The following is a 19,554-nucleotide window of genomic DNA, read 5'->3' as shown; positions in this document are numbered from 1 at the left end:
CATGTTGCCAAGTTTCCGTGGTGAGGATAAAAACCCTGGTCGCTATGAAATGTTCTATGGTGAATTAGATGATATTGAAGCAGCTTATGATTGGTTATCGAAGCAGAGCTATGTCGATCCGGAACGTATCTATCTCGCAGGCCACAGTACTGGCGGTACACGAGTTCTGCTTGCAAGTGAGTATAGTACCAAATTTAGAGGCTATTTCAGCCTTGGGGGAGTACCAGATCTGAAAGCTCGCGTTGAGGGTGGCGAAATGTCGGTAATAGTTCCTTTTAAACGAACTAAACGAGAGTTTCAACTACGCTCTCCTGCCAGATACGTTAAATCGATCAAAAAACCTACATGGTATTTCGAAGGAGAAGAAGCTTATTGGCAAGCATTTGACAATATCGCAAAAATTGCTAACAAAGAAAAAATCCCGCTTTTCATTTATAAGATTCCAAACGGAAACCATTTCAATATTATTGCACCATTAACAGAAATGATAGCTCAAAAAATACTGACTGATACTGGACGTGCAAGTAATATAACTTTTACTGATAAAGACATTACTAAGATTTCTCATGAATTGACGGTCGGCGGCAGTTATAGCATTTTTATTGCTAGTGGCTCTGGCATGTCATCCCTGGCGCGGCGAAGCAGGTGCAGCGAGGCGTTCAGGCCGTAAACAGGGCGGCTATAATCAGGTTTTCCATTTGCGTCTACCCGATGTACCGTAAAGCCCCGCCCTTCAGAACGGGGAGGATGTCACTGTTGTGACAGGCGGTGTTGGATTGTTGGGGACTGAGACTATTAGTGTGCCGGGATAAAAGTATTTGATATCCATACCTTAGCCAGCCGCGGGCTGGGTATTTCTGTGCCCGAAATGTTCAAATTTTCGTGATAACTCCGGGGAACAGGCTGTGTTCACGTATAGTTGCTGTGGTTTACCTGAATAGAGGAAAAATTCATGAAAAAAACACTGGCAACACTGCTTTTTGCTGTCTCATCTGTGGCCTGTGCTGACATTAATTTGTACGGACCGGGAGGTCCACATACAGCCCTGCAGGAAGCCGCAGCACTTTACACACAGAAAACCGGAGTTCCGGTGAATGTACATTTCGGGCCACAGGCTAAATGGAATGATGAAGCACGGAAGAATGCTGATATTCTGTTTGGCGCATCTGAGCAGTCGGCGCTGGCCATCGTCCGTGACCATCAGGATAACTTCAGTGAGAAGGATATTGAACCTTTATATCTTCGTAAGAGTATCCTCCTGGTGAAACGCGGTAACCCGAAGAATATACAAAATGTTGAAGACCTGGCCCGTCCGGGTATTGGGATTATTGTGAATGACGGAGGCGGAACCAGTAACACCTCCGGTACAGGAGTCTGGGAAGATATCGCCGGACGAAAGGGCAATATTGAGACCGTTGCAGGCATTCGTAAAAATATCATCCTGTTTGCCCCTAACAGTGGCACCGCACGTAAGGCGCTGGAGAGCCAGCCAGAGGCTGATGTCTGGATAACATGGGCTGACTGGGCGGCCAGCAACCCGGGTATTGGTGATGTGGTGGAGATTGCACCGGACTATGCCATCTGGCGAGATATGAATATTACCGTTCGTAAGGATGCTGACGCGGAAACCCGCCAGTTTGCCGCATGGTTGCGTTCTGATGAGGCAGCGCCGGCATTCAGGAAGTATGGCTGGGTCAGACAGGCAGCTCAGTGAATCAGATGGTCCCGGCTCCGGGGCCATTATTCCATGCTGGTCAGTCTTTGTTGTTGTCGGTACTTGTCGTGACGTGGATAACAATAACCAAGAGGGAGGTGGTGATGACTTATATGGCGCGTCTCAGAGAGCAGGAACGGCAGAAGCGAATAAAACAAGAAGCAGAGGAGGCTGGTGTTGATAAGGAATTTGATTTTAGTTCTTTGATTAAAAATCTAGAGACGCCGCAAAAACGACGCCAGAGACTCAGAGAGTCCGTTTTCATTGTTTTTCGCAAGGATTTTGAAGCAGGAAAAATACATTCTTTATATGCGTTATGGCATACAGTAGCGACAGCTTTGTCTTTTACTTTCTTCATGGCACTGTTTAGTGCAGAGAGTTACTTTTCCACATCAACTTGTTTGAAGCTGGCATCTGTTTGTTTTGCGTTATCAATTGTGTTTAACGGTTTTTTTGCCTTCTTTATCAATCACATAGCGTGTTATTTAAAATAGATCTAAAAGAACTTTTTAAATTACATATGCTGTCCTATTTTGAATTGACTCGTTATTTAGGCCTCTTACTTACTCTTCTGGGAACGTTCTGTGTTATCTCTTATTTTTCAACAGTTGCAGTGATCCTGTCTTTTGCTTTTTCGGTGGCATTGTTAGCCGGTTTTCTGGTGTATCTTCCGAAGAAATTAATTAAAAGAGATGATGCTATTTTCAAAATGAAGATGGATGCCCTGGAACGCAAAGATTTCGTTCTGTACGAACGAATTTGCCGGATTTATGAGGATTAACGTTGCCACCCCGCAATCAGCGGTCAGCAGTCGGCTGATCTCCGCGAGCCGGGGGCGGGCAGACAGCAGACCGTCCAGCGGTTCTGCAGTGACTCTTCCGGCCAGTAGACACGGGTTTCTATGGTAAACGGCAGGCTGTCATTCTGGTCGATATACTGATAGAGCGCGGCAATGGCCTGGGTGGCTGAATACCCCAGTTGCTGTAATTTGGGATCGACGCGTTCTTTCAGCGCCGCATCCAGGCGGACGTTAATCATGGCTAATGGCATGGTGGTTTTCCTTAGGTGGATATTTTCGTAAAGCACTAGTGCTTTACTTCATTTTTGCCAGTGGTGCATTTATTCGTGCTGATTGCACTCTTAACGGCATTAATGTTCTGAGTTGCACAGTGGTGTTAATTTATTGCGATTCAGGCAATAGTCTGTCATTTCTCTCTCGCAGATCCGGTTTCTGGTAAAGTAGGATCTCGACCACAGCAAGCCTGTTTTGCTTTGCATCCGTAAATGCGGCAAACCGTTGAACGGCAGCATAATACCTGGTTCCATGACCAGGTTGAGGCAGGACGTCAGCAACTCGGCTGAACACCAACTAGAACACCTGTGCGGTGTATATCCCTAAATCAGCACTCGACAGGGCGTTCTCCGATAACGGGAAATGTGGACGCTCTGGGCGAGTTATTCGCCTCCTGTAGCTGGCTGATTCAGCCCTCCGCTGAGCCTAACGTCTTGCTTCTCCTGGCCGGAGAATGTTGTTAACGTAGATCAAAAACTGTAGATGTAACGGACTACGGCACTCAGGCGTTTTATCGAGAATCATAGTCTGATTGAAAGGTGGTCTTTTCAGATAGGAGAAGAATAATTATGGCAGATACAGATGTGGATTTGATTCTTTTCGGTATAAGGGCTCAACTGGACTACTGCGTTCAGTTGAATATACGGTGTGAGCGTCGCAAAAATGAGCTTCAGCATCGTCAGAACCTGCTTTTTAAAGAGATTACTGATGCCCTGAAGAAATATGAATCTATAGGCTTTGGCATTATTTTTACTGGTGATCATGAGCTGTGTTGTAGGACACCAGAAGGGGACTCTTTTCCATTTCCTCTGCCAGCTTTTTCAATAGTACGTACGTGCGAACAAAAGAAAAAAATACGCCTTCATTTTAAACCCAGAGTTAATGGTAACGGCGCGATCTCATACACTTTAGAAAACGATTACGATGTAATTTTAGGAGAACTGTCATGGCAAGCGTGCTCACCCGGACAGAATGATGGCTACTGGTTTATAAATGCAGAGCGACGTAGTCATGAGAGCATCAAGAGTTGTCCTTTTAATTTCAAAGGAGCTGAAATGTTGTTTGCAATACTGTGTAACTAACCGTCTGAGGCGAAGGTGACTATGGGTTTACGCTGACACTCAGGCAACCAGAATTGTTTATCGGATGTGCTCCGGCATACGTAAATCCTACACCGGAGCGAAGGAGGGATTACTTCTGAAGGTGCAGCTCCTTCAGATTTGTTTCAAAGTAATCAACATAAATTCGTTCATTTTTGGGCTTCATTATCAGCTGAATACCGTTGGGAACGGGCGGACATGAGGCCCGGTAGGCAAACATCTCATCCTGGATATTCCGGAGCGTATAACCCAGTTGCTCTTCTTCTGCCCTTCCGGACACCCTTATGCCGGATAATTCCTTCTCAACGTACTTTTTCAGCTTCTCGCTTCTTTTCATACTGCTGCGATTATCCAGAAACTGAAGCAAGAAATAGCGGATGACCGGCAGTGTGAACACCACATAGAAGAGGATCTCATTCAGCCCGGATTTCATGACGATGCCGTAAACAAGCATCGCGACAGGCGAGACAATAAAAGCGGAAAGATAAAATACGTGCAGAACCTCCCTAAGCGATTTGTCCCAGCCGAGATTTTTTCCGTGGCAAAGGAGCGCCATTACGGCCTGCGGCGCGTCATACACCTTACTGACGTACCACCCCTCTTCGCCAAATCGCTTTCGTGCTTTTTCCGGGCTGTCTCTAAAATATGCAGCTTCCCGGATGATGTCATCCCGTGGGATCTCCTCCACCTTCAGTTCATTACGCCGGATGCCAAGTACCCGGCAGTCGTACATTTCCTGGATTGAGGCTGCCTTCCTGCGCAGAGCCGAGATGTGTCCACTGATAACAATGTTAAAGGTAAGCACCAGGAGTCCATATAACCCCAACAGCGAAGACAACAGCTCTGAATCGACAAATTCCCGGCTCCGGTTGTATACGGTAACGAAAGAAAGCAGGAGCGGTACGATGATGCTGAAGAGAAAATTCAGTCTGTTCCAGTTTTTTACCCTGTCGTAGACACGGGCCTGCGCATACAGTAAATCCAGGTTTTCTCTGGTCGACTGGTTTGTGTAAATGGCATTCATGGTTCACCCGTAAACAGGAAAGAACGGCCCGAACACATCGCGCCATTTATTGATGGATTTTTCATACTCTTTATTATTTTCAAACCATCTCGCCTCCGATACCTTTTGCGCATCGAGATAACATCTGTCCGATATCGCCTTACGTGCCTCGGCTGAAAGTGAGTTGATATCATCCTGTATGCCTTTGGGATCGTTGACAGAGTACCGCACGGATTGACCAAGGTGGCGGAAAAGCGCTTCCAGCTCCATGTCAACAAACGATGAGCAGGATGTCCTGCCAGCGTAATAGTCCAGAATCAGCGTTTCCAGCAGGTAGGAACTCATGGATGGCATCGTCGGTCGCCGCTGCCAGTATTTGACTGCTCTGATGACATTGAGCACATTGCCGTTATTCTGCACATTGATAGTAGTGACTCTGTCCCTGTCTTTACGGGGGTCGGTAAACTTCCAGTGGCCGTTGCCATCGGGGATCAGGTAGTAAGTCCGTCCAAAGGCATCTTCGCTGGTAATAAAGCAGGGGACGATGTCAAAATTCCAGTCCTTGCTGACCAGTTTCAGCGTGACAGCTTCCTGGTTACGCCTGATATCAGCCTGGGCGTACTGGGCAATGTCCTGCAGGCGGTTTTTAAAGGCATTCAGAATTCTGACGGAGCAGACGGTGTCTGCTCCGGAATGGCGGTAACTGTGCAGACGTGACCCCTCTCCGGAGGAGGTTACAGTTATCCGGTCACTCAGGATGGTATAGGTGGCACCTTGCCCGGTTAAGCCAAACATCAGATCGATATCATCAAGCGGACGGATTTTGGTTCTTCTGGCAAAGGAGCCAAAGGCAATATGGATCGCTGGAAAACTCACCGGAAATTTATCGTCCTTCTCAAAATCATTCATCTTACCGATAAGCCAGTCGCGACTTGCACGCGCGTCATCGGTATCTGCCTTTTTGAGATTCACGGTATCTTTCATAAATTCGTTAAAGGCAGCTATTACTGTGGTCGCCATGTTCAGTCCTTTAATTATTTATTGCAAAAGGCGCAGGGCTCTGTCGTACATCTGAACATTCCAGTGCCCAGGAAGAGTCGGTACAGTTTATTATTAGTACCGCAAGTTCACTACCGTCTCGCTCTCTACAAGGGCATATAATTTACATGGGAAATATGAGCCTCGTTCTTTCATTGATAATTATGCAAAGTATTTCAGTTATTAATGCCAAATAAGCAATAATGCAATTAAGTTCAAAATATATCATTAGTATTGCATTATCAGCACAAATCCTTCTTCCCCTCTCCTGAGATCCGAAAAAAGTAATAATCGGAAATGTCGTACCAGAGCCGTCAGACTGACCGGATGGTATAGTGGATTTTCGAACCGGAACGGGAGGGTTAGATGGGAAATTATTCAGATTTTGAGACCGATTTTGTTCAGCGAACACTGGCGCTTATCGATCAATATAACGAAATGATTGAGGTGCAGGGCAAGCCATTCAGGGAGCAGTACAACTACACGTTGACCATGAATTGCCTTCTGGGTCTTATCGTCTTACCGAAAGAGAGGGCGCTCTCTTTCCTGCCTGCCGACCGTTTAACGCCGCAGCTTAAAGCTGAAATGGGGTTACATGAGTCACAACTGCCCGGACCGGAAATGAACCTGCGGGAGTTGATCCATAAGATGCGGAATTCAGTGGCTCATTTCTGTGTCCAGGTAGAGTCAGCCAGCGATGCATACCTTGTAGACTGGATTGTTTTCAGAGAATCCCAGGGAGATGAGGACGTCTACGCCAGCTTCAGCGCTCGGGAGCTTTTACCCTTTCTAAAATATTATGCGACCCAGCTGCTCGACAATATGGCCCGCCGTCGAGCCCAAGCTGTTAACGTATTGGATTTGTGAGGGATTTACACAATGTTGATTCTCGATTGCTCCTCACGATCTCAGGCGCTGTTTTCACTTTCTTCCGGTTTTGGTTGCAGTGTAATGCAGCTAAAAAAGGTTTTGTTATCTCTCGATCTTGAACAGATTTACGAGACGGATCATTCCATTATGATCGACTCGCAACAATATCTGCGAGAGTACGTATGTAGGGAACTGGGGTCTCCGGGCAAGTTCTCCACCGCATACTGGTTTCACGGTACCCGGACATCATCTGACAATACTTTTGAAAGTGGTTTACTTCCGCTGAACCAGACTGAGTCACTGGTGATGGATATGCTGGTAAATCTCGCACCAGACGCTGTGGTCAAAGAGAAATTGCAGGCTTGGAATTTTCATGCTGGCGTACCTGATAATCTCTTCCGGATGCGCACCAGAAACGAAATGCACTGGGGGCCATATGGTCACCTTGTTCGGGAGGTTCATCTTCATGCCCGCAAACTCTGGCAGCACAATTATCTGCGGCTACCGGAGCTGGTAGAGGATGTCTGCAATGCTTACCAGAAAAAGTATGGGCAGGATCTTACAGAACATTATCTTAAGGTACTGAAACCCTGCATCGTCTGTTTCAGGGCAGATATTGAGTATGAAAAAGGTGCGCTTGGTGCCGCGCTGAGTTACGGATACACGTCCGTTAGAGAATTGCCGCCGGATAGCGGTGCACTATTCGGTATTGATCGACATGGTATATCTGTTTCTCTCGGTGAAATTGTGAACATTGAATTCACGAATTTGCATGAGCTTGATGGCTGAATCTTTTGGGTTGTACCTGTCATCCATACTGCGTTTGTAAGTAACAGTGTTTCATTCAGGAAAAACTAGTTTGTGACAGATAATCTAAACAGCCTTATATATGTCTTTTAAGTTACTGTAATTTCTAAACTAAAACATAGGCTTTGTTGTTTAGCAGCTCAAGTGTATTGTTATTATTAAATACGCAGTGTGACAAGCGAGTAAAAGATGACATCACTTATAGTTACTTCGTTACGCAAAACCGGTCCTTGCCTTAGCTCTGTACTTGTAGAGGAAATGCTGAAAACCCAGGGAGTTAATCGTGATACCGCGCGCAAACAGATTTCCCGGGCGGCTTCTGCAGGGCAGATCCACTGTGTTGACAAGCTTTTCCCCAAGCGCGAACGATTTATTTATCTGAAGCAGCAGTATGGTACCGGGCGCTTCTGGTCCAGTCTCAATACAGCCCTCCTTGATACCGGATCGGCCTACGGTCTCGCCCTGAGTTGCCTCCGGGCTCGCGGGGGGATCCTGCCGGTCAGGCATTTTTCTTCTGCCTGCGGTTCACCGGTAGCAATGAAAAACAGATTATCATGGAAGTCAGTTCTGGACGGTCTGCTTCAGTACAAAATGGTCAGGTTCGTTACGTTACCAGGTCTGGGGGAGTGTCTGGCCCTGACAGAAAAAAATGATAACGGGTATCAGCGCGCGCTCCATCCCCTCAAAGCCAGGCTGCTTACAGAGTCCGTTCTGATGAAATCCCTGAGTCAGTGGGTCCGACATAACGGTATCATCAGTTATGACACGCTGCGCACACGGGAAGAACTCGATTCAGATCAGGCGCCCTGTGTGGCAAATTTTGATTTTGACGTCACTGCTGCATCCTATCTTAATCCTCTTCTGCAGTTCTCCCGGTCAGGGGAAATTCGGCCTGGTTTCTTTGTCTGCGATATGCTTCTGGGCTGTAAGCTCAGTCTTGTGCACCTCCAGCCCTTTATTACAAAATGTCGTTCAATAAACAGCCTCAGGAACAGCCCAAGATGCCTGTTTATGTTTGTTGCCGACGAATACAGCGAAGAAGCTTTTCTGGAAATGAAGCGTGCCGGGATAATACCCGCGACACCGGAGAATCTGTTCGGAAAAGACTTTGCTGATGCACTCTTTCAGTTACGGGATCTGGTTGGCTCAATAACGCTCTGCTTAAAGGATAATATAGCCGCAATAGATGACATCATGTCCAAACTTGAGAGTATTGCCGGAGTAACCAGTCAGCTTCAGGGGGATTTATTTGAATATATTGTCGCTGAGACCGTGCGCATAAACAGTAATGATGTTGAGGTTGGTAAAATATGTAAGTCAGAGAGGAAGGGGACTGCAGAATGCGATGTCCTGAGCCGACAGGGAAATGCAAAAATCACCTTTATTGAATGCAAGGGTTATAAGCCCTATTCGACAGTGAAACATGAAGATGTGAAAAGATGGATTGGTAAACAGGTGCCGGTATTCTTCGATTATGCAAAAAGGGAATACCCCAATGCTGAAATTAATGTTGAGTTATGGACTACAGGAAAACTCGGCGATGATTCCAGAGAGTCTCTTCGTAAATTTCAAGAAAATAACTCAACTAATCAGCGTTATAATATAACCGTCTTAGAGCCGCATGAGGTCCGGATAAGAATAAAGGCGACCTGGAATGATGCTCTTATCCGGGTTTTTGAAAAGCATTTCCTCAGCTATCCGGAAAGAATCGTTCGCCGTAAACATGTTCCCGAACCGGTCAGACTTGCAGGTCACGATGAGGCAACAGAATTCGACTTCTGATGCGGTATACCTGTTTAATCAGAGATAAATGTTATGGACTACACAAAAAATCAGCATGTACTTTCACAGTGGGTGCTACGCAACTTTCGCAGCGATGACACAGCCCTGTCTGCAAAAGAAAAGCAGCGAGTATGGTGTCACACCGTGTATATGACGCCTGATAAAGAAAACGTTCTTCACACGCAACCTCTGCCAATATCCAGTGTGGCAGTATCGAAAAACTGCTTTCGTCTTATTGATGCTGAGACAGGGCAGCCTTTCGATATTGAAGACGAACTGGGTGTCTACGAACGCCTGACCGCCGGGATCGTGAACGATATCATTCATGAGCACAATTTCTCACGCCTTCGTCACACGCAGCCGGAAGATTTTCCGGTAGAGAAACTCGCCAGTTTTGCGGTGATGCAGTTAATGCTCAATCTGCACAACCCACAAAATAAAAATCCGTACAAGCATGAAATGCTTGAACAGTTCCATGCAGATATACAGGATCACTTATCAGAATACATCCATTCGATAAATCAGTTGCCTCACACAAATCCTGAGTTAATGGACGATCATTTCTATCTCAAAATTTTGCGCGTTGCTAATTCAGTTTCTTCCGAAGAAGATAAAAGCAGAGCGCTGTTTGTTTTGTTTGGACTTTTATCAATTCTGAATAAACCAACTCTATATGACAAAATCAATATATTAAGAAACAAGATTTTTGCTGGTATCCATACCATTGAGGTTATTCATACAGGCCATGATTTCGACAGCACTGAACCCAGACCGGCATTCGCAATAGCACCCAATATCTTTTGTCTTTATAAAGATGAAAACAGAATTTATCTTCCTTTATCCCATAACTTTACTCTCAGCTTTATTACTGGCGTTGCATCATATTTCAATCCGCGAATAGACGTTTTTTCTCCTCGTCCCGAGAAGCTAAAATGCTGCCAAGACCGGAGCCTAAACTTTTTCAAGGTCTCGTTTGATTACATTGACAATGTAATGACAACAATCGATATGTATAATGTTGGCTCTTCCAGTACTTTTTATTCAGCCTATGAGATAAGCAAGCTTAATGAGTATCTGGATAAGCAGGATTTGGATCATGGCTATTATTACACGCCGGAAAACCCTGTGCTGTGGCAATTTGCTCAGGAGGATGAATTATGAATGCGGATACCGAAAGGTATTTCAGCGATCTTATCGAGGCCAAAAAATTTAATGGCTATACGCTGGTCAGCGGAGAAGACTGGCAGAAGCCCACAGTCGACGAAATCCAGCTGGTCAGGGGACTTATCTCCCTGACTGACAGTCAGCTGGCCAACCGGCTGACTGTGGACGAACGCACCATCCGTAAGTGGAAATCCGGCGAGACCAGTATGGTGTACACCACCTGGTGCTGCCTGTGCTGCCTGTGCTGGCTGGCCGGACTGGGTATGCCGCTCGATAACATTATCAGTCGCTGAAGACTCGCTTCCAGATGCGTCTGAACATGAATCGTCTCTGGTATCGGCAGCGGGAACGGATGATATGAGGGAGACGGTCATAGTTTTTCCAGAATAATGTCCAGCCCTGATACCCCTTAACTACCAATAAAATGAAACACCCAGCTTTTAAAATGCCGTAGGCAATAGCCATCAAAAATACAGTCATAGAATTTACCTTCTCTAAAACTGTATTTAGGAAATCCGATGCGGCCTTTAAGGCCGGTCGGTAAAAAAACTGAAAAAAAGTTTCCCTTCCCTCTTTGTTGCTGTATCAGGGTCAGTAATCCTTAAATTTTGCTTTCTGTGCAATAATCCCCAGTTCACAACAATCAGCCGCTTTTTGTGTCTATCCTGCAATAATCCTTCTTTTCTCCTCCCGGGATCCGTTTTCTGGTTGTTCCGGATCTTTTTCAGCTGCACCCGCGAACTGCGGCCAGGAAACACTACATATGCCACTCATTTAGCTGCATTATCTTCTATATGTTGTGTTAATCCCTCTTTCTCTGACCAGGCTCTCAGGGGCGGAAAAGACCGCTTCGCTTATTCCCTGACCATGGTACACTTCCGGAAAGTTGAGAATAGAAAAAAAATCGGATCACCCGGAAACAGCTATCCGATAATTTAAATGCGTTGCTATATGGCTGCTTATTATCTCTCAGGGGATGGTTTCGACTGCTAATGCACTCTGATGGCAGAATATTATATGTCGAAGTGTAATTACTCTGAGTGACTGCTACATGAGGTATCAGTTGTGCGGGGAGTTTGAGGCACTGCTGTTCTGTCGGGGCTGGGAAAAATTTTTGGTCAGCACTGCTGACAAATGACTTTCAATAAAATTTCGGCATTAAAACTAATGGCCAGGGAGGTCAAATGCTGAAAGGGATGCGGTGGACATGCTGAAAGGTAAAACGTGATGCTTGGTGATAACGGCCTGACGCGCCCGGCGGGCTTGCCCAACGCGTCGTCTGCTCAAAAACGAGTTTTGAACAGACGACGCGTTCGGAATGAAAAACGGTAAAGTTATCCAGCATTTTTCCTGCTGGATGGGGGATTTCAGAAGAGCATATTCAGTGTTGGATCTGTGCCAGATCGTCTTCAGTCAGACCGGTCATTTTCATGACGGTATTGCGGTCGATACCGTTCTGCAGCATAGTACGGGCAACTTCCAGTTTGCCTTCGTTGCGGCCTTTTTCAATACCGCGTTGTTCCCCCAGTTGGATACCCTGCTGGATTCCCTTTTCGATGCCCTTCTGTTCGAGCTGTTGTGCGATGGTCATAAGTGCGTCTCCGTGTTGCGGCACACGCTGTGCCAGTTCGCGTACAAAGGCTTCGGCGTCGGATGTTTCGCCTGCCTGTACTATATAGTGTACCAGCGATATCACCTGCGATGAAGACAGATATCCGGCCAGCAAAATGGGGACCAGTCGCTCCACCAGTTCCGCCAGATCCCTTTGATGAATATGTTTCTGCAGTAAGGTCAACGCGGCCATACTGCGATGACCAGCGATTTCATCATCCGGAATGACGGTAATGTCGACCAATGGGAAAGCGTTGCTGTAGAGTTTGCCTACCAGCGCCGGATCATCAAACTCATCCAGCCACCGGGTGGAGTACGGATACGGGCTGCGTTTACCCGTATAGAACAGCACCGGTATCACCAGTGGCAGTTTTTTATGTCCTGCCTCCAGGTGGCGCTGCATGGCGGCCACTGCATAGCGTATCAGGCGGAAAGCCATATGTTTGTCAGGTGTGGACTGGTGCTCAATCAGAACATGAATATATCCATCACCGGCCGTGGTTTTCAGGCTGTAAAGCACATCGCTGAAGTACTGGCGGAGATCGTCCTCAACGAAGGAGCCGGACTCCAGTTTCAGTGTGCCGAGATCGCAGATGGCACGCAGCTCTGCCGGCAGATGCAACTCCATAAAATCCCGGGCAATGTCCGGCTGAGTCAGAAACTGTCGGAATGTGGCGTCGTGGGGAGTTGGCGTAGTATTTTTCTTTTTCATCAGTCCGTGCTCTGAAAAATTGTGCGAGTTGTATAAGTGCCGGTGGAACTACGCAGAAGATATGTTTTTAATGCGAACCGTTTTGTCTGACTGTAACAGGAAAGTTTCATACTCCTGATTTGCGGAATATGGTTCAACAGTTAACCTGCACTGCTCAAGTAATGGGTATATTCCATCAGTCTTCCCGGTCAGACGTATCTCAAACGGCTGGATGAGCGCTCCGGCTTCAGTGAATGAACAATGCAGAACGGATTTTTGTGTGTAAATTGCAGGTATTTCCGAGTCAGATCTCCAGCCATTCTGCCAGTCTGTGTCCGATAGCAAATAATCCTGCCAACCCATTGTTCGCAGTGTATCAATCATGCAGGTAAACCGGAATAACGTGCTCTGACTGGCTAACTCACCAGAACTTGCCAGCCAGATATACTCTATTTTGCTGTAAAGCCGTGCTGCAGAGCCGTTACGTTTTCCCTGTTCCTGCAGCCAGATAATGTCCTGCGCCAGAGACTTAGGAAACAGCTTACGCTTCTGAGCGGTAGATAACCATTGCATAATGAACATATGAGTTTGTAGCGGGGATTGTGCCTTACCTTCCCTGCGTGCGAGTGTAACTGCAACCATAATGCACCAGGCAAGGTGCGCCAGTTCGGTATCTGGTCGTTTGGCGGGTAGTAAGGTCAATAAAATCTCCGTGATAGTCCGTGAAATGGGGAGGAGCCAGAGAATAACATAAGAAAGAAAGCTGATGAAAACAGAGGGTCGCTTCAAGATTGAACATAAAATGTTGTACGTCCAATCCGGGCGGAGAATTGTGGAAACTCTGGGAAGATATGCTGAAAGTGGAACAGCACGGGAATTAAATGAGGGTGTAATAAAGGCCGCAGGCACGACCTTTATTACACGTTATGGTGTTGTCGGCGGTTTCCATCCTGCCTGTAATGCCGCCACCATCCATTGTGGTGTTCCTGCCGTGAAATGCTCTTGACAGTAACTGTATAGCTGCCTGTATACCGTTGCCGTTGTCTGGTTCAGACGTACTTTTTGACTGACTCCACCATTTTTAGCGGCATCAAATTGGTCTTGTATCAGGGATGTAATTGCCACCCGCAGAAATGATGCAAGTTGCGGATCGACAAGGGGAACATCCAGAATAGCTTGTAGTTTAGCAATATGTTCTTTAATTGTCCTTGCGCCATCCATAGACTTTATTACATCAGCATACATTTTATTTTTCCTGATTAACCAAAGGGATAGCCTGATAGTATCAGGCTGAATTCCGCTCAGCCAGCAGAACCTGGACAGGTTGCTATCCTCCGCGCTTTGAAGGGCGGGATTTCCTAATCTAGCTTAAATCTGCCTGCAAGATTGCTGCAATCTTGCAGGCAGATTTGATTATGAATCTCTAAATAAGAAGACGCTTTGATGCCTCGAAAGTATGTAATGCTTCAATCAAGTAGCAATCTTGCTGCATGATTTTTTTATTGCAATCTAGCTGCAAGATGCTAGAAGCATAGATTTATGCTCACATATCAACCTCTGTTGTGGAGGTTGCTAATAAGTTAGCTGCAATCTTGCAGCAATAATGGAGGGGCAATGGCCTGGATTGTTGGATTTATATCGCAGAAAGGCGGGGTAGGTAAGAGTACTGAATCTCGAGCATTAGCTCGAGAAGCAACTTCCTGCGATATTAAGACAAAACTTGCAGACCTTGAACAAGGAACAAGGAACAAGTTCTGATTGGCATCGCCGACGTCTGGCGGCTGGTTTACCTCCTGCTGCTTCAGTTGAGTTGTTTGTGACAGCAAAGCAGGCTATTGATTCTGCGGGTGATGCCGAACTTCTGATCCTTGATGGGCCTGCTCGCGCCAGTAAGGGGACGTCTGAAATTGCTAAAGTTGCTGATCTTGTCGTTCAACCGACTGGAGCCTCACTTGATGATTTAATACCTGCAATTAAGGTATTTAATGCTCTAGTCAAAGATGGAATACCACGATCAAAATTAGTCTTTTCATTAAGCAGGGTTGGAACTGAGGCCGAAGAAGCTGATGCCCGGGCTTATATCAGTGAGGCAGGTTATGAAACTCTCGCTGGTTGTTTATTTGAGAAGCCCGCATACAGAAAAGCAATGAATTCCGGTTTAGCTGTGACGGAAACTCGTTATAAGGGATTGAACGAAAGGGCCGATGAACTCATCCTGGCTCTTATTGATAAGATTGGAGAAGAATGATGGCTGATGCATCAAAATTAAAAAATCGATCTCGTCCTCGTAATAGTCTGGGGTCTCCTCCTGGACCGGATGAAGTTGCGAAAAGCCTTAATTCGCCAGAGATAGCTCCTGCAGTGGCAATAACCGAAGCAGTACCTACTCAGCCAGTTACACCTGCTGAAACTCAGGTAAGTAATGCGGCTCCTTATGTTCGTCGAGATGGTCGGTCTGCAAGAAAAACACACCGAATTATTCCCTTTGCTACCAGGGTAACTCCTGAGTTTGATAATGAAATTCGTGACATCGCAGACCGTGAAGGTATTAAGCTTGTCGAAGTTTTAGAAAAGGCTCTTATCGCCTATAAAACCCAGCAAGGATACTAATCTGGATAGCAGCATGATTGCAGCTATAAAAATATGTATAATACTCAAAATGAGTATTAATGGTTGCGCGTCAAATACTCAAATTGAGGTTTAGAGTCTTGGTTAAGGATTTTTCGCGCGCCAGGATAATGTGGCTAAGGTGAGAAATACTCAATTTGAGTATCAATGGAGATAGTATGAATATTTTTTGTGATGACGGGTCCACCACTGTAAAACTCGCTTGGTTTGCAGATAAGAGTCACTTAATGACGGCTTTATCTTCTAACTCATTCCGTCAGGGCTGGAAAGTTGAAGGTATGGGAATGCGTCAGACCTTTAACTATGAGCTTGACGGTAAAAAGTACACATATGATGAAGTCAGTAACGAATCCATCCTTACAACTCATATTGAATCGCCACGGGTTTAACAGACACCTCAGAGTCATTTAAGATGACTTAAAAGAGAGGTGCCCATGAGCGGTAAACGTTATCCCGAAGAGTTCAAAACTGAAGCGGTCAAACAGGTTGTTGATCGTGGTTATTCTGTTTCCAGCGTTGCAACACGTCTCGATATTACCACCCACAGCCTTTACGCCTGGATAAAGAAGTACGGTCCGGACTCATCCACTTGCCACCTTTGATTAATTTATAAAAACTATACCAACAATAGGGATAGCCTGTTGAATACAAATTTTTACTTTTGTATATAAATTGCGAATGTCCCTTACACTGGAATAATTCGTATGATTAAAAAAACTCTTCCTGTTTTAATTCTGTTAGCACTCTCTGGTAGCCTTTCCCCCGCAATTGCTGATGGTAAAAAAGCTCCTGAGAAATTCTACTACCCTGAAACGCTGGATTTAACCCCTTTGAGATTACACAGCCCTGAATCAAATCCCTGGGGAGCGGATTTTGATTATGCTGCCAGATTTAAAAGTCTGGATCTCGAGGCGGTGAAAAAAGATATTAAAGATTTGCTGACAACGTCTCAGGAGTGGTGGCCTGCAGATTACGGAAATTATGGGCCTTTCTTTATTCGCATGGCATGGCATGGTGCCGGAACATACCGGACATATGATGGGCGTGGCGGAGCAAGCGGTGGTCAGCAGCGTTTTGAACCTCTTAATAGTTGGCCAGATAACGTAAATCTGGATAAAGCCCGCAGGTTGCTGTGGCCCGTCAAGAAGAAATATGGTTCCAGTATATCCTGGGGGGATCTGATGGTTCTGACAGGGAATGTGGCCCTTGAATCGATGGGATTCAAGACTCTGGGATTTGCTGGCGGAAGAGAAGATGACTGGGAGTCCGACTTGGTATACTGGGGGCCCGGTAACAAACCTCTGTCAGATAACAGAGATAAAAACGGGAAACTTCAGAAACCCCTAGCAGCTACGCAGATGGGACTCATTTATGTCAATCCGGAAGGTCCTGGTGGGAAGCCGGATCCCATGGCTTCAGCGAAAGATATCCGGGAAGCCTTTTCTCGTATGGCCATGGATGATGAGGAGACGGTTGCACTGATTGCTGGAGGGCACACATTTGGTAAAGCGCATGGTGCTGCCTCACCTGAAAAATGCCTTGGTGCAGCACCTGATGGAGCCCCAGTGGAAGAGCAGGGACTGGGATGGAAAAACAAATGTGGTACCGGAAATGGTAAATATACCATCGGTAGTGGTCTGGAAGGTGCGTGGTCAACTTCGCCTACCAAATTCACAATGCAGTATCTGAAAAATTTGTATAAATATGACTGGGAACTGCATAAAAGTCCTGCCGGAGCTTATCAGTGGAAACCCAAAAATGCAGCCAACATAGTTCAGGACGCTCATGACCCATCGGTGCTACATCCGCTGATGATGTTTACAACAGATATTGCGCTGAAAGTCGATCCTGAATATAAGAAAATCACGACACGTTTCCTGAATGACCCAAAAGCTTTTGAGCAGGCATTTGCAAGAGCGTGGTTTAAGCTGACACATCGTGATATGGGGCCTGCGGCCAGATATATCGGTAATGATATTCCGAAAGAAACATTCATCTGGCAGGATCTTCTGCCTTCTGCCGATTACAGCATGATTGATAACAAGGATATTCAGGCGCTGAAAAGCCAGATCCTGGATTCGGGTATTTCGTCTGCCGACCTGGTAAAAACGGCCTGGGCTTCAGCATCATCATTTCGTGTCACTGATTATCGCGGAGGGAATAATGGTGCCCGTATCCGCCTGCTGCCGGAAAAAGACTGGGAAGTCAATGAACCGGAAAATCTGAAAAAGGTGCTGGCATCCCTGACTTCATTGCAGTCGGACTTCAACAACAAGCAGTCTGACGGTAAGAAAGTTTCTCTGGCTGATTTAATTGTACTGGCGGGTAATTCTGCTATAGAAGAAGCAGCACGGAAAGCCGGTGTAAAACTGGAAATTCCGTTCATTCCGGGGAGAACCGATGCATCTCAGGAACAGACTGATATAACCTCCTTCAGCGCTCTGGAGCCGACTGCAGACGGATTCAGAAACTATTACTCAAAAAACAGGAGCCATACTTCACCAGTTAAAAGCCTGGTTGATAAAGCCAGTCAACTTGATCTTACAGTTCCTGAAATGACAGTGTTGTTGGGGGGCCTACGTGTTATGGACATCAATATAAATAATTCCTCTTTAGGGGTATTTACGGAAACGCCAGGGGTTCTGAATAATCAGTTTTTTGTGAACCTCCTGGATATGTCAACCCGCTGGGCCAAGTCAGATAAAGACGAAGATACTTACGATGGGTATGATCGTAAAACTGGTGCGCTTAAATGGAAGGCATCTTCTGTAGATTTAATATTTAGTTCACATCCAGAATTACGAGCAGTCGCAGAGGTCTATGCTTCAGATGATGCTAAAGATAAATTTGTTCAGGACTTTGCCAAAGCATGGAATAAAGTCATGAATAATGACAGGTTTGATTTACCAGCTAAGTGATTAATTTCCAAGGGGGGCATTGCCCCCTAAAAAGGATGAATGATGAAGAAAAGAAATATTTTTATTATTAGTGGTATCATGGCACTATATCTGTCAGCTACGAGTATATCTGCTGCGGCTGACCTCGATGAAAATATGCAAGTGCTAGCGAAGAATATTAGTGTATTGCAGTCATCAACAGATAAACAAGAGTTGATAAGTGCTCTTGAAAAGATGAGTAATGCCGTTGAAGACTCAATGAAAAGCCATCCTGAAAAGCTCTCCTCTGATGATAAAAAAGGTATTGAAGAGTATGAAAACGAGCTAAAAAAACTTAAAAATGAAATTACGCTGGCGAAAGAAAAAGTAGCATCGGGACAGTTGTCAGAACTTCGTGATTCGGTAAGCCGGATGAATGATATAAGAGTGGAAGGGCATAAAAAATTCAGGTAATTTACCTTGTAATTATACCTCTGATGTGTCTTGCTTGTCGGAATAAATACACATCAGAGGTTTCTAACCTAATCATTATGGATGACTTACTGAATCCGGCAGGGATGCCTGCGAACCCCGTCAGTATATATTAATGATCTATCTCGCCACCAATTCATTAGCAATACTAGCAATATCTTCATCAGTAAAAGTAATGTTACTTTTATTTCCTGAGTCTGCCAGTATTTTTTGAGCTATCATTTCTGTTAATGGTGCAATAATATTGAAATGATCCCCGTTCGGAATCTTATATATGAAAAGGGGAATTTTTTCTTTGTTAGCAATTTTTGCGATATTGTCAAATGCTTGCCAATAAGCTTCTTCTCCTTCGAAATACCATGTAGGTTTTTTGATCGATTTAACGTATCTGGCAGGAGAGCGTAGTTGAAACTCTCGTTTAGTTCGTTTAAAAGGAACTATTACCGACATTTCGCCACCCTCAACGCGAGCTTTCAGATCTGGTACTCCCCCAAGGCTGAAATAGCCTCTAAATTTGGTACTATACTCACTTGCAAGCAGAACTCGTGTACCGCCAGTACTGTGGCCTGCGAGATAGATACGTTCCGGATCGACATAGCTCTGCTTCGATAACCAATCATAAGCTGCTTCAATATCATCTAATTCACCATAGAACATTTCATAGCGACCAGGGTTTTTATCCTCACCACGGAAACTTGGCAACATG

Annotated in this window: 19 protein-coding genes and 3 pseudogenes; 15 read left to right on the top strand and 7 right to left on the bottom strand. The window is 45.6% G+C overall.

Annotated elements, in window-relative coordinates; genetic code table 11:
• The 3 genes from OGY83_RS01330 to OGY83_RS01320 form a co-directional block, all read left to right on the top strand.
• Window positions 1-670 (top strand): alpha/beta hydrolase family protein (locus OGY83_RS01330; protein WP_286634985.1); only part of this gene is annotated, 670 nt, incomplete at its 5' end.
• A 282-nt stretch (window positions 671-952) separates the two neighbouring features.
• Window positions 953-1,714, top strand: coding sequence for a substrate-binding domain-containing protein (locus tag OGY83_RS01325; protein ID WP_239906794.1), 762 nt, complete (start codon window positions 953-955; stop codon window positions 1,712-1,714).
• Window positions 1,711-2,208 (top strand): hypothetical protein, encoded by a 498-nt coding sequence (locus OGY83_RS01320; RefSeq protein ID WP_286634982.1) that lies wholly within the window; start codon window positions 1,711-1,713, stop codon window positions 2,206-2,208. The genes OGY83_RS01325 and OGY83_RS01320 overlap by 4 nt, the downstream gene beginning before the upstream one ends.
• A 310-nt stretch (window positions 2,209-2,518) precedes the next feature.
• Here OGY83_RS01320 and OGY83_RS01315 read toward each other — a convergent pair whose 3' ends face one another.
• Window positions 2,519-2,764, bottom strand: a complete 246-nt coding sequence (locus OGY83_RS01315) for a type II toxin-antitoxin system RelB/DinJ family antitoxin (RefSeq protein WP_286634980.1) — start codon at window positions 2,762-2,764, stop codon at window positions 2,519-2,521.
• Between the two features lie 591 nt (window positions 2,765-3,355).
• Here OGY83_RS01315 and OGY83_RS01310 point away from each other — a divergent pair.
• On the top strand, window positions 3,356-3,868 hold the full coding sequence (locus tag OGY83_RS01310; RefSeq protein ID WP_286634978.1) for a hypothetical protein: 513 nt from the start codon (window positions 3,356-3,358) through the stop codon (window positions 3,866-3,868).
• A 109-nt stretch (window positions 3,869-3,977) separates the two neighbouring features.
• Here OGY83_RS01310 and OGY83_RS01305 read toward each other — a convergent pair whose 3' ends face one another.
• Window positions 3,978-4,910, bottom strand: coding sequence for an S-4TM family putative pore-forming effector (locus OGY83_RS01305; RefSeq protein ID WP_032248778.1), 933 nt, complete (start codon window positions 4,908-4,910; stop codon window positions 3,978-3,980).
• 3 nt (window positions 4,911-4,913) lie between these two features.
• Window positions 4,914-5,909: a nucleotidyltransferase family protein gene (locus OGY83_RS01300; RefSeq protein WP_286634975.1), complete on the bottom strand. Its 996-nt coding sequence runs from the start codon at window positions 5,907-5,909 to the stop codon at window positions 4,914-4,916.
• 384 nt (window positions 5,910-6,293) lie between these two features.
• Between OGY83_RS01300 and OGY83_RS01295 the strand changes: the two genes are divergently transcribed.
• From OGY83_RS01295 to OGY83_RS01275, 5 genes are all read left to right on the top strand, one after another.
• Window positions 6,294-6,794 (top strand): HEPN family nuclease, encoded by a 501-nt coding sequence (locus OGY83_RS01295; RefSeq protein WP_286634974.1) that lies wholly within the window; start codon window positions 6,294-6,296, stop codon window positions 6,792-6,794.
• Window positions 6,795-6,806: 12 nt separating this feature from the next.
• On the top strand, window positions 6,807-7,586 hold the full coding sequence (locus OGY83_RS01290) for a hypothetical protein (protein WP_286634972.1): 780 nt from the start codon (window positions 6,807-6,809) through the stop codon (window positions 7,584-7,586).
• 207 nt (window positions 7,587-7,793) lie between these two features.
• Window positions 7,794-9,386: a hypothetical protein gene (locus tag OGY83_RS01285; RefSeq protein ID WP_286634971.1), complete on the top strand. Its 1,593-nt coding sequence runs from the start codon at window positions 7,794-7,796 to the stop codon at window positions 9,384-9,386.
• Between the two features lie 33 nt (window positions 9,387-9,419).
• Entirely contained in the window at window positions 9,420-10,547 is a 1,128-nt protein-coding gene (locus OGY83_RS01280) for a DUF4238 domain-containing protein (protein WP_286634969.1), read from the top strand.
• Window positions 10,544-10,843 carry a helix-turn-helix domain-containing protein gene (locus OGY83_RS01275; RefSeq protein WP_286634967.1) on the top strand — a complete coding sequence of 100 codons (300 nt, stop codon included), beginning with the start codon at window positions 10,544-10,546 and terminating at the stop codon, window positions 10,841-10,843. The genes OGY83_RS01280 and OGY83_RS01275 overlap by 4 nt, the downstream gene beginning before the upstream one ends.
• A 1,088-nt stretch (window positions 10,844-11,931) precedes the next feature.
• Here the strand turns inward: OGY83_RS01275 and OGY83_RS01270 are convergent.
• The 3 genes from OGY83_RS01270 to OGY83_RS01260 all read right to left on the bottom strand — a co-directional run bounded on the left by OGY83_RS01270 (window position 11,932) and on the right by OGY83_RS01260 (window position 14,097).
• Window positions 11,932-12,873, bottom strand: coding sequence for an Rpn family recombination-promoting nuclease/putative transposase (locus OGY83_RS01270; protein ID WP_286634965.1), 942 nt, complete (start codon window positions 12,871-12,873; stop codon window positions 11,932-11,934).
• A gap of 48 nt (window positions 12,874-12,921) precedes the next feature.
• Window positions 12,922-13,554, bottom strand: coding sequence for a DUF2913 family protein (locus OGY83_RS01265; protein WP_286634964.1), 633 nt, complete (start codon window positions 13,552-13,554; stop codon window positions 12,922-12,924).
• Between the two features lie 222 nt (window positions 13,555-13,776).
• On the bottom strand, window positions 13,777-14,097 hold the full coding sequence (locus OGY83_RS01260) for a hypothetical protein (protein WP_286634963.1): 321 nt from the start codon (window positions 14,095-14,097) through the stop codon (window positions 13,777-13,779).
• A 369-nt stretch (window positions 14,098-14,466) separates the two neighbouring features.
• On the opposite strand from OGY83_RS01260, the pseudogene OGY83_RS01255 reads away from it, so the two are divergent.
• From OGY83_RS01255 to OGY83_RS01230, 6 genes and pseudogenes are all read left to right on the top strand, one after another.
• A pseudogene (locus OGY83_RS01255) lies at window positions 14,467-15,100 on the top strand (ParA family partition ATPase).
• Window positions 15,100-15,462, top strand: a complete 363-nt coding sequence (locus OGY83_RS01250; RefSeq protein WP_286634987.1) for a hypothetical protein — start codon at window positions 15,100-15,102, stop codon at window positions 15,460-15,462. The pseudogene OGY83_RS01255 and the gene OGY83_RS01250 overlap by 1 nt, the downstream one beginning before the upstream one ends.
• Before the next feature lie 176 nt (window positions 15,463-15,638).
• Window positions 15,639-15,854, top strand: a pseudogene (parM, locus tag OGY83_RS01245) (plasmid segregation protein ParM domain-containing protein); the annotation flags it as partial.
• Between the two features lie 60 nt (window positions 15,855-15,914).
• A pseudogene (locus OGY83_RS01240) lies at window positions 15,915-16,064 on the top strand (transposase); the annotation flags it as partial.
• A gap of 120 nt (window positions 16,065-16,184) precedes the next feature.
• Window positions 16,185-18,398, top strand: a complete 2,214-nt coding sequence (katG, locus tag OGY83_RS01235; protein ID WP_286634960.1) for a catalase/peroxidase HPI — start codon at window positions 16,185-16,187, stop codon at window positions 18,396-18,398.
• A 39-nt stretch (window positions 18,399-18,437) separates the two neighbouring features.
• A complete protein-coding gene (locus tag OGY83_RS01230; protein WP_286634959.1) occupies window positions 18,438-18,830 on the top strand; it encodes a cytochrome b562 in 393 nt (130 codons plus the stop codon).
• A 138-nt stretch (window positions 18,831-18,968) separates the two neighbouring features.
• On the opposite strand, the gene OGY83_RS01225 is transcribed toward OGY83_RS01230, so the two are convergent.
• Window positions 18,969-19,554, bottom strand: a 586-nt coding sequence (locus OGY83_RS01225) for an alpha/beta hydrolase family protein (protein ID WP_286634957.1), incomplete at its 5' end; no start/stop codon positions are given.

Origin of the sequence: Citrobacter sp. Cpo090 (genome assembly GCF_030332665.1) — a bacterium.
GTDB lineage: Bacteria > Pseudomonadota > Gammaproteobacteria > Enterobacterales > Enterobacteriaceae > Citrobacter > Citrobacter portucalensis.
Note: the sequence above shows the minus strand (reverse complement) of the source record. Positions and strands in the feature narration are given on the sequence as shown.

Bases quoted from the DNA above. Each gene is read 5' to 3' on its own strand.
- OGY83_RS01275 (WP_286634967.1), top strand. From the start codon at position 10,544: ATGAATGCGGATACCGAAAGGTATTTCAGCGATCTTATCGAGGCCAAA.
- OGY83_RS01315 (WP_286634980.1), bottom strand. From the start codon at position 2,764: ATGCCATTAGCCATGATTAACGTCCGCCTGGATGCGGCGCTGAAAGAA.
- OGY83_RS01285 (WP_286634971.1), top strand. From the start codon at position 7,794: ATGACATCACTTATAGTTACTTCGTTACGCAAAACCGGTCCTTGCCTT.
- OGY83_RS01305 (WP_032248778.1), bottom strand. From the start codon at position 4,910: ATGAATGCCATTTACACAAACCAGTCGACCAGAGAAAACCTGGATTTA.
- OGY83_RS01325 (WP_239906794.1), top strand. From the start codon at position 953: ATGAAAAAAACACTGGCAACACTGCTTTTTGCTGTCTCATCTGTGGCC.
- OGY83_RS01250 (WP_286634987.1), top strand. From the start codon at position 15,100: ATGGCTGATGCATCAAAATTAAAAAATCGATCTCGTCCTCGTAATAGT.
- katG (WP_286634960.1), top strand. From the start codon at position 16,185: ATGATTAAAAAAACTCTTCCTGTTTTAATTCTGTTAGCACTCTCTGGT.
- OGY83_RS01295 (WP_286634974.1), top strand. From the start codon at position 6,294: ATGGGAAATTATTCAGATTTTGAGACCGATTTTGTTCAGCGAACACTG.
- OGY83_RS01300 (WP_286634975.1), bottom strand. From the start codon at position 5,909: ATGGCGACCACAGTAATAGCTGCCTTTAACGAATTTATGAAAGATACC.
- OGY83_RS01260 (WP_286634963.1), bottom strand. From the start codon at position 14,097: ATGTATGCTGATGTAATAAAGTCTATGGATGGCGCAAGGACAATTAAA.
- OGY83_RS01290 (WP_286634972.1), top strand. From the start codon at position 6,807: ATGTTGATTCTCGATTGCTCCTCACGATCTCAGGCGCTGTTTTCACTT.
- OGY83_RS01310 (WP_286634978.1), top strand. From the start codon at position 3,356: ATGGCAGATACAGATGTGGATTTGATTCTTTTCGGTATAAGGGCTCAA.
- OGY83_RS01230 (WP_286634959.1), top strand. From the start codon at position 18,438: ATGATGAAGAAAAGAAATATTTTTATTATTAGTGGTATCATGGCACTA.
- OGY83_RS01270 (WP_286634965.1), bottom strand. From the start codon at position 12,873: ATGAAAAAGAAAAATACTACGCCAACTCCCCACGACGCCACATTCCGA.
- OGY83_RS01280 (WP_286634969.1), top strand. From the start codon at position 9,420: ATGGACTACACAAAAAATCAGCATGTACTTTCACAGTGGGTGCTACGC.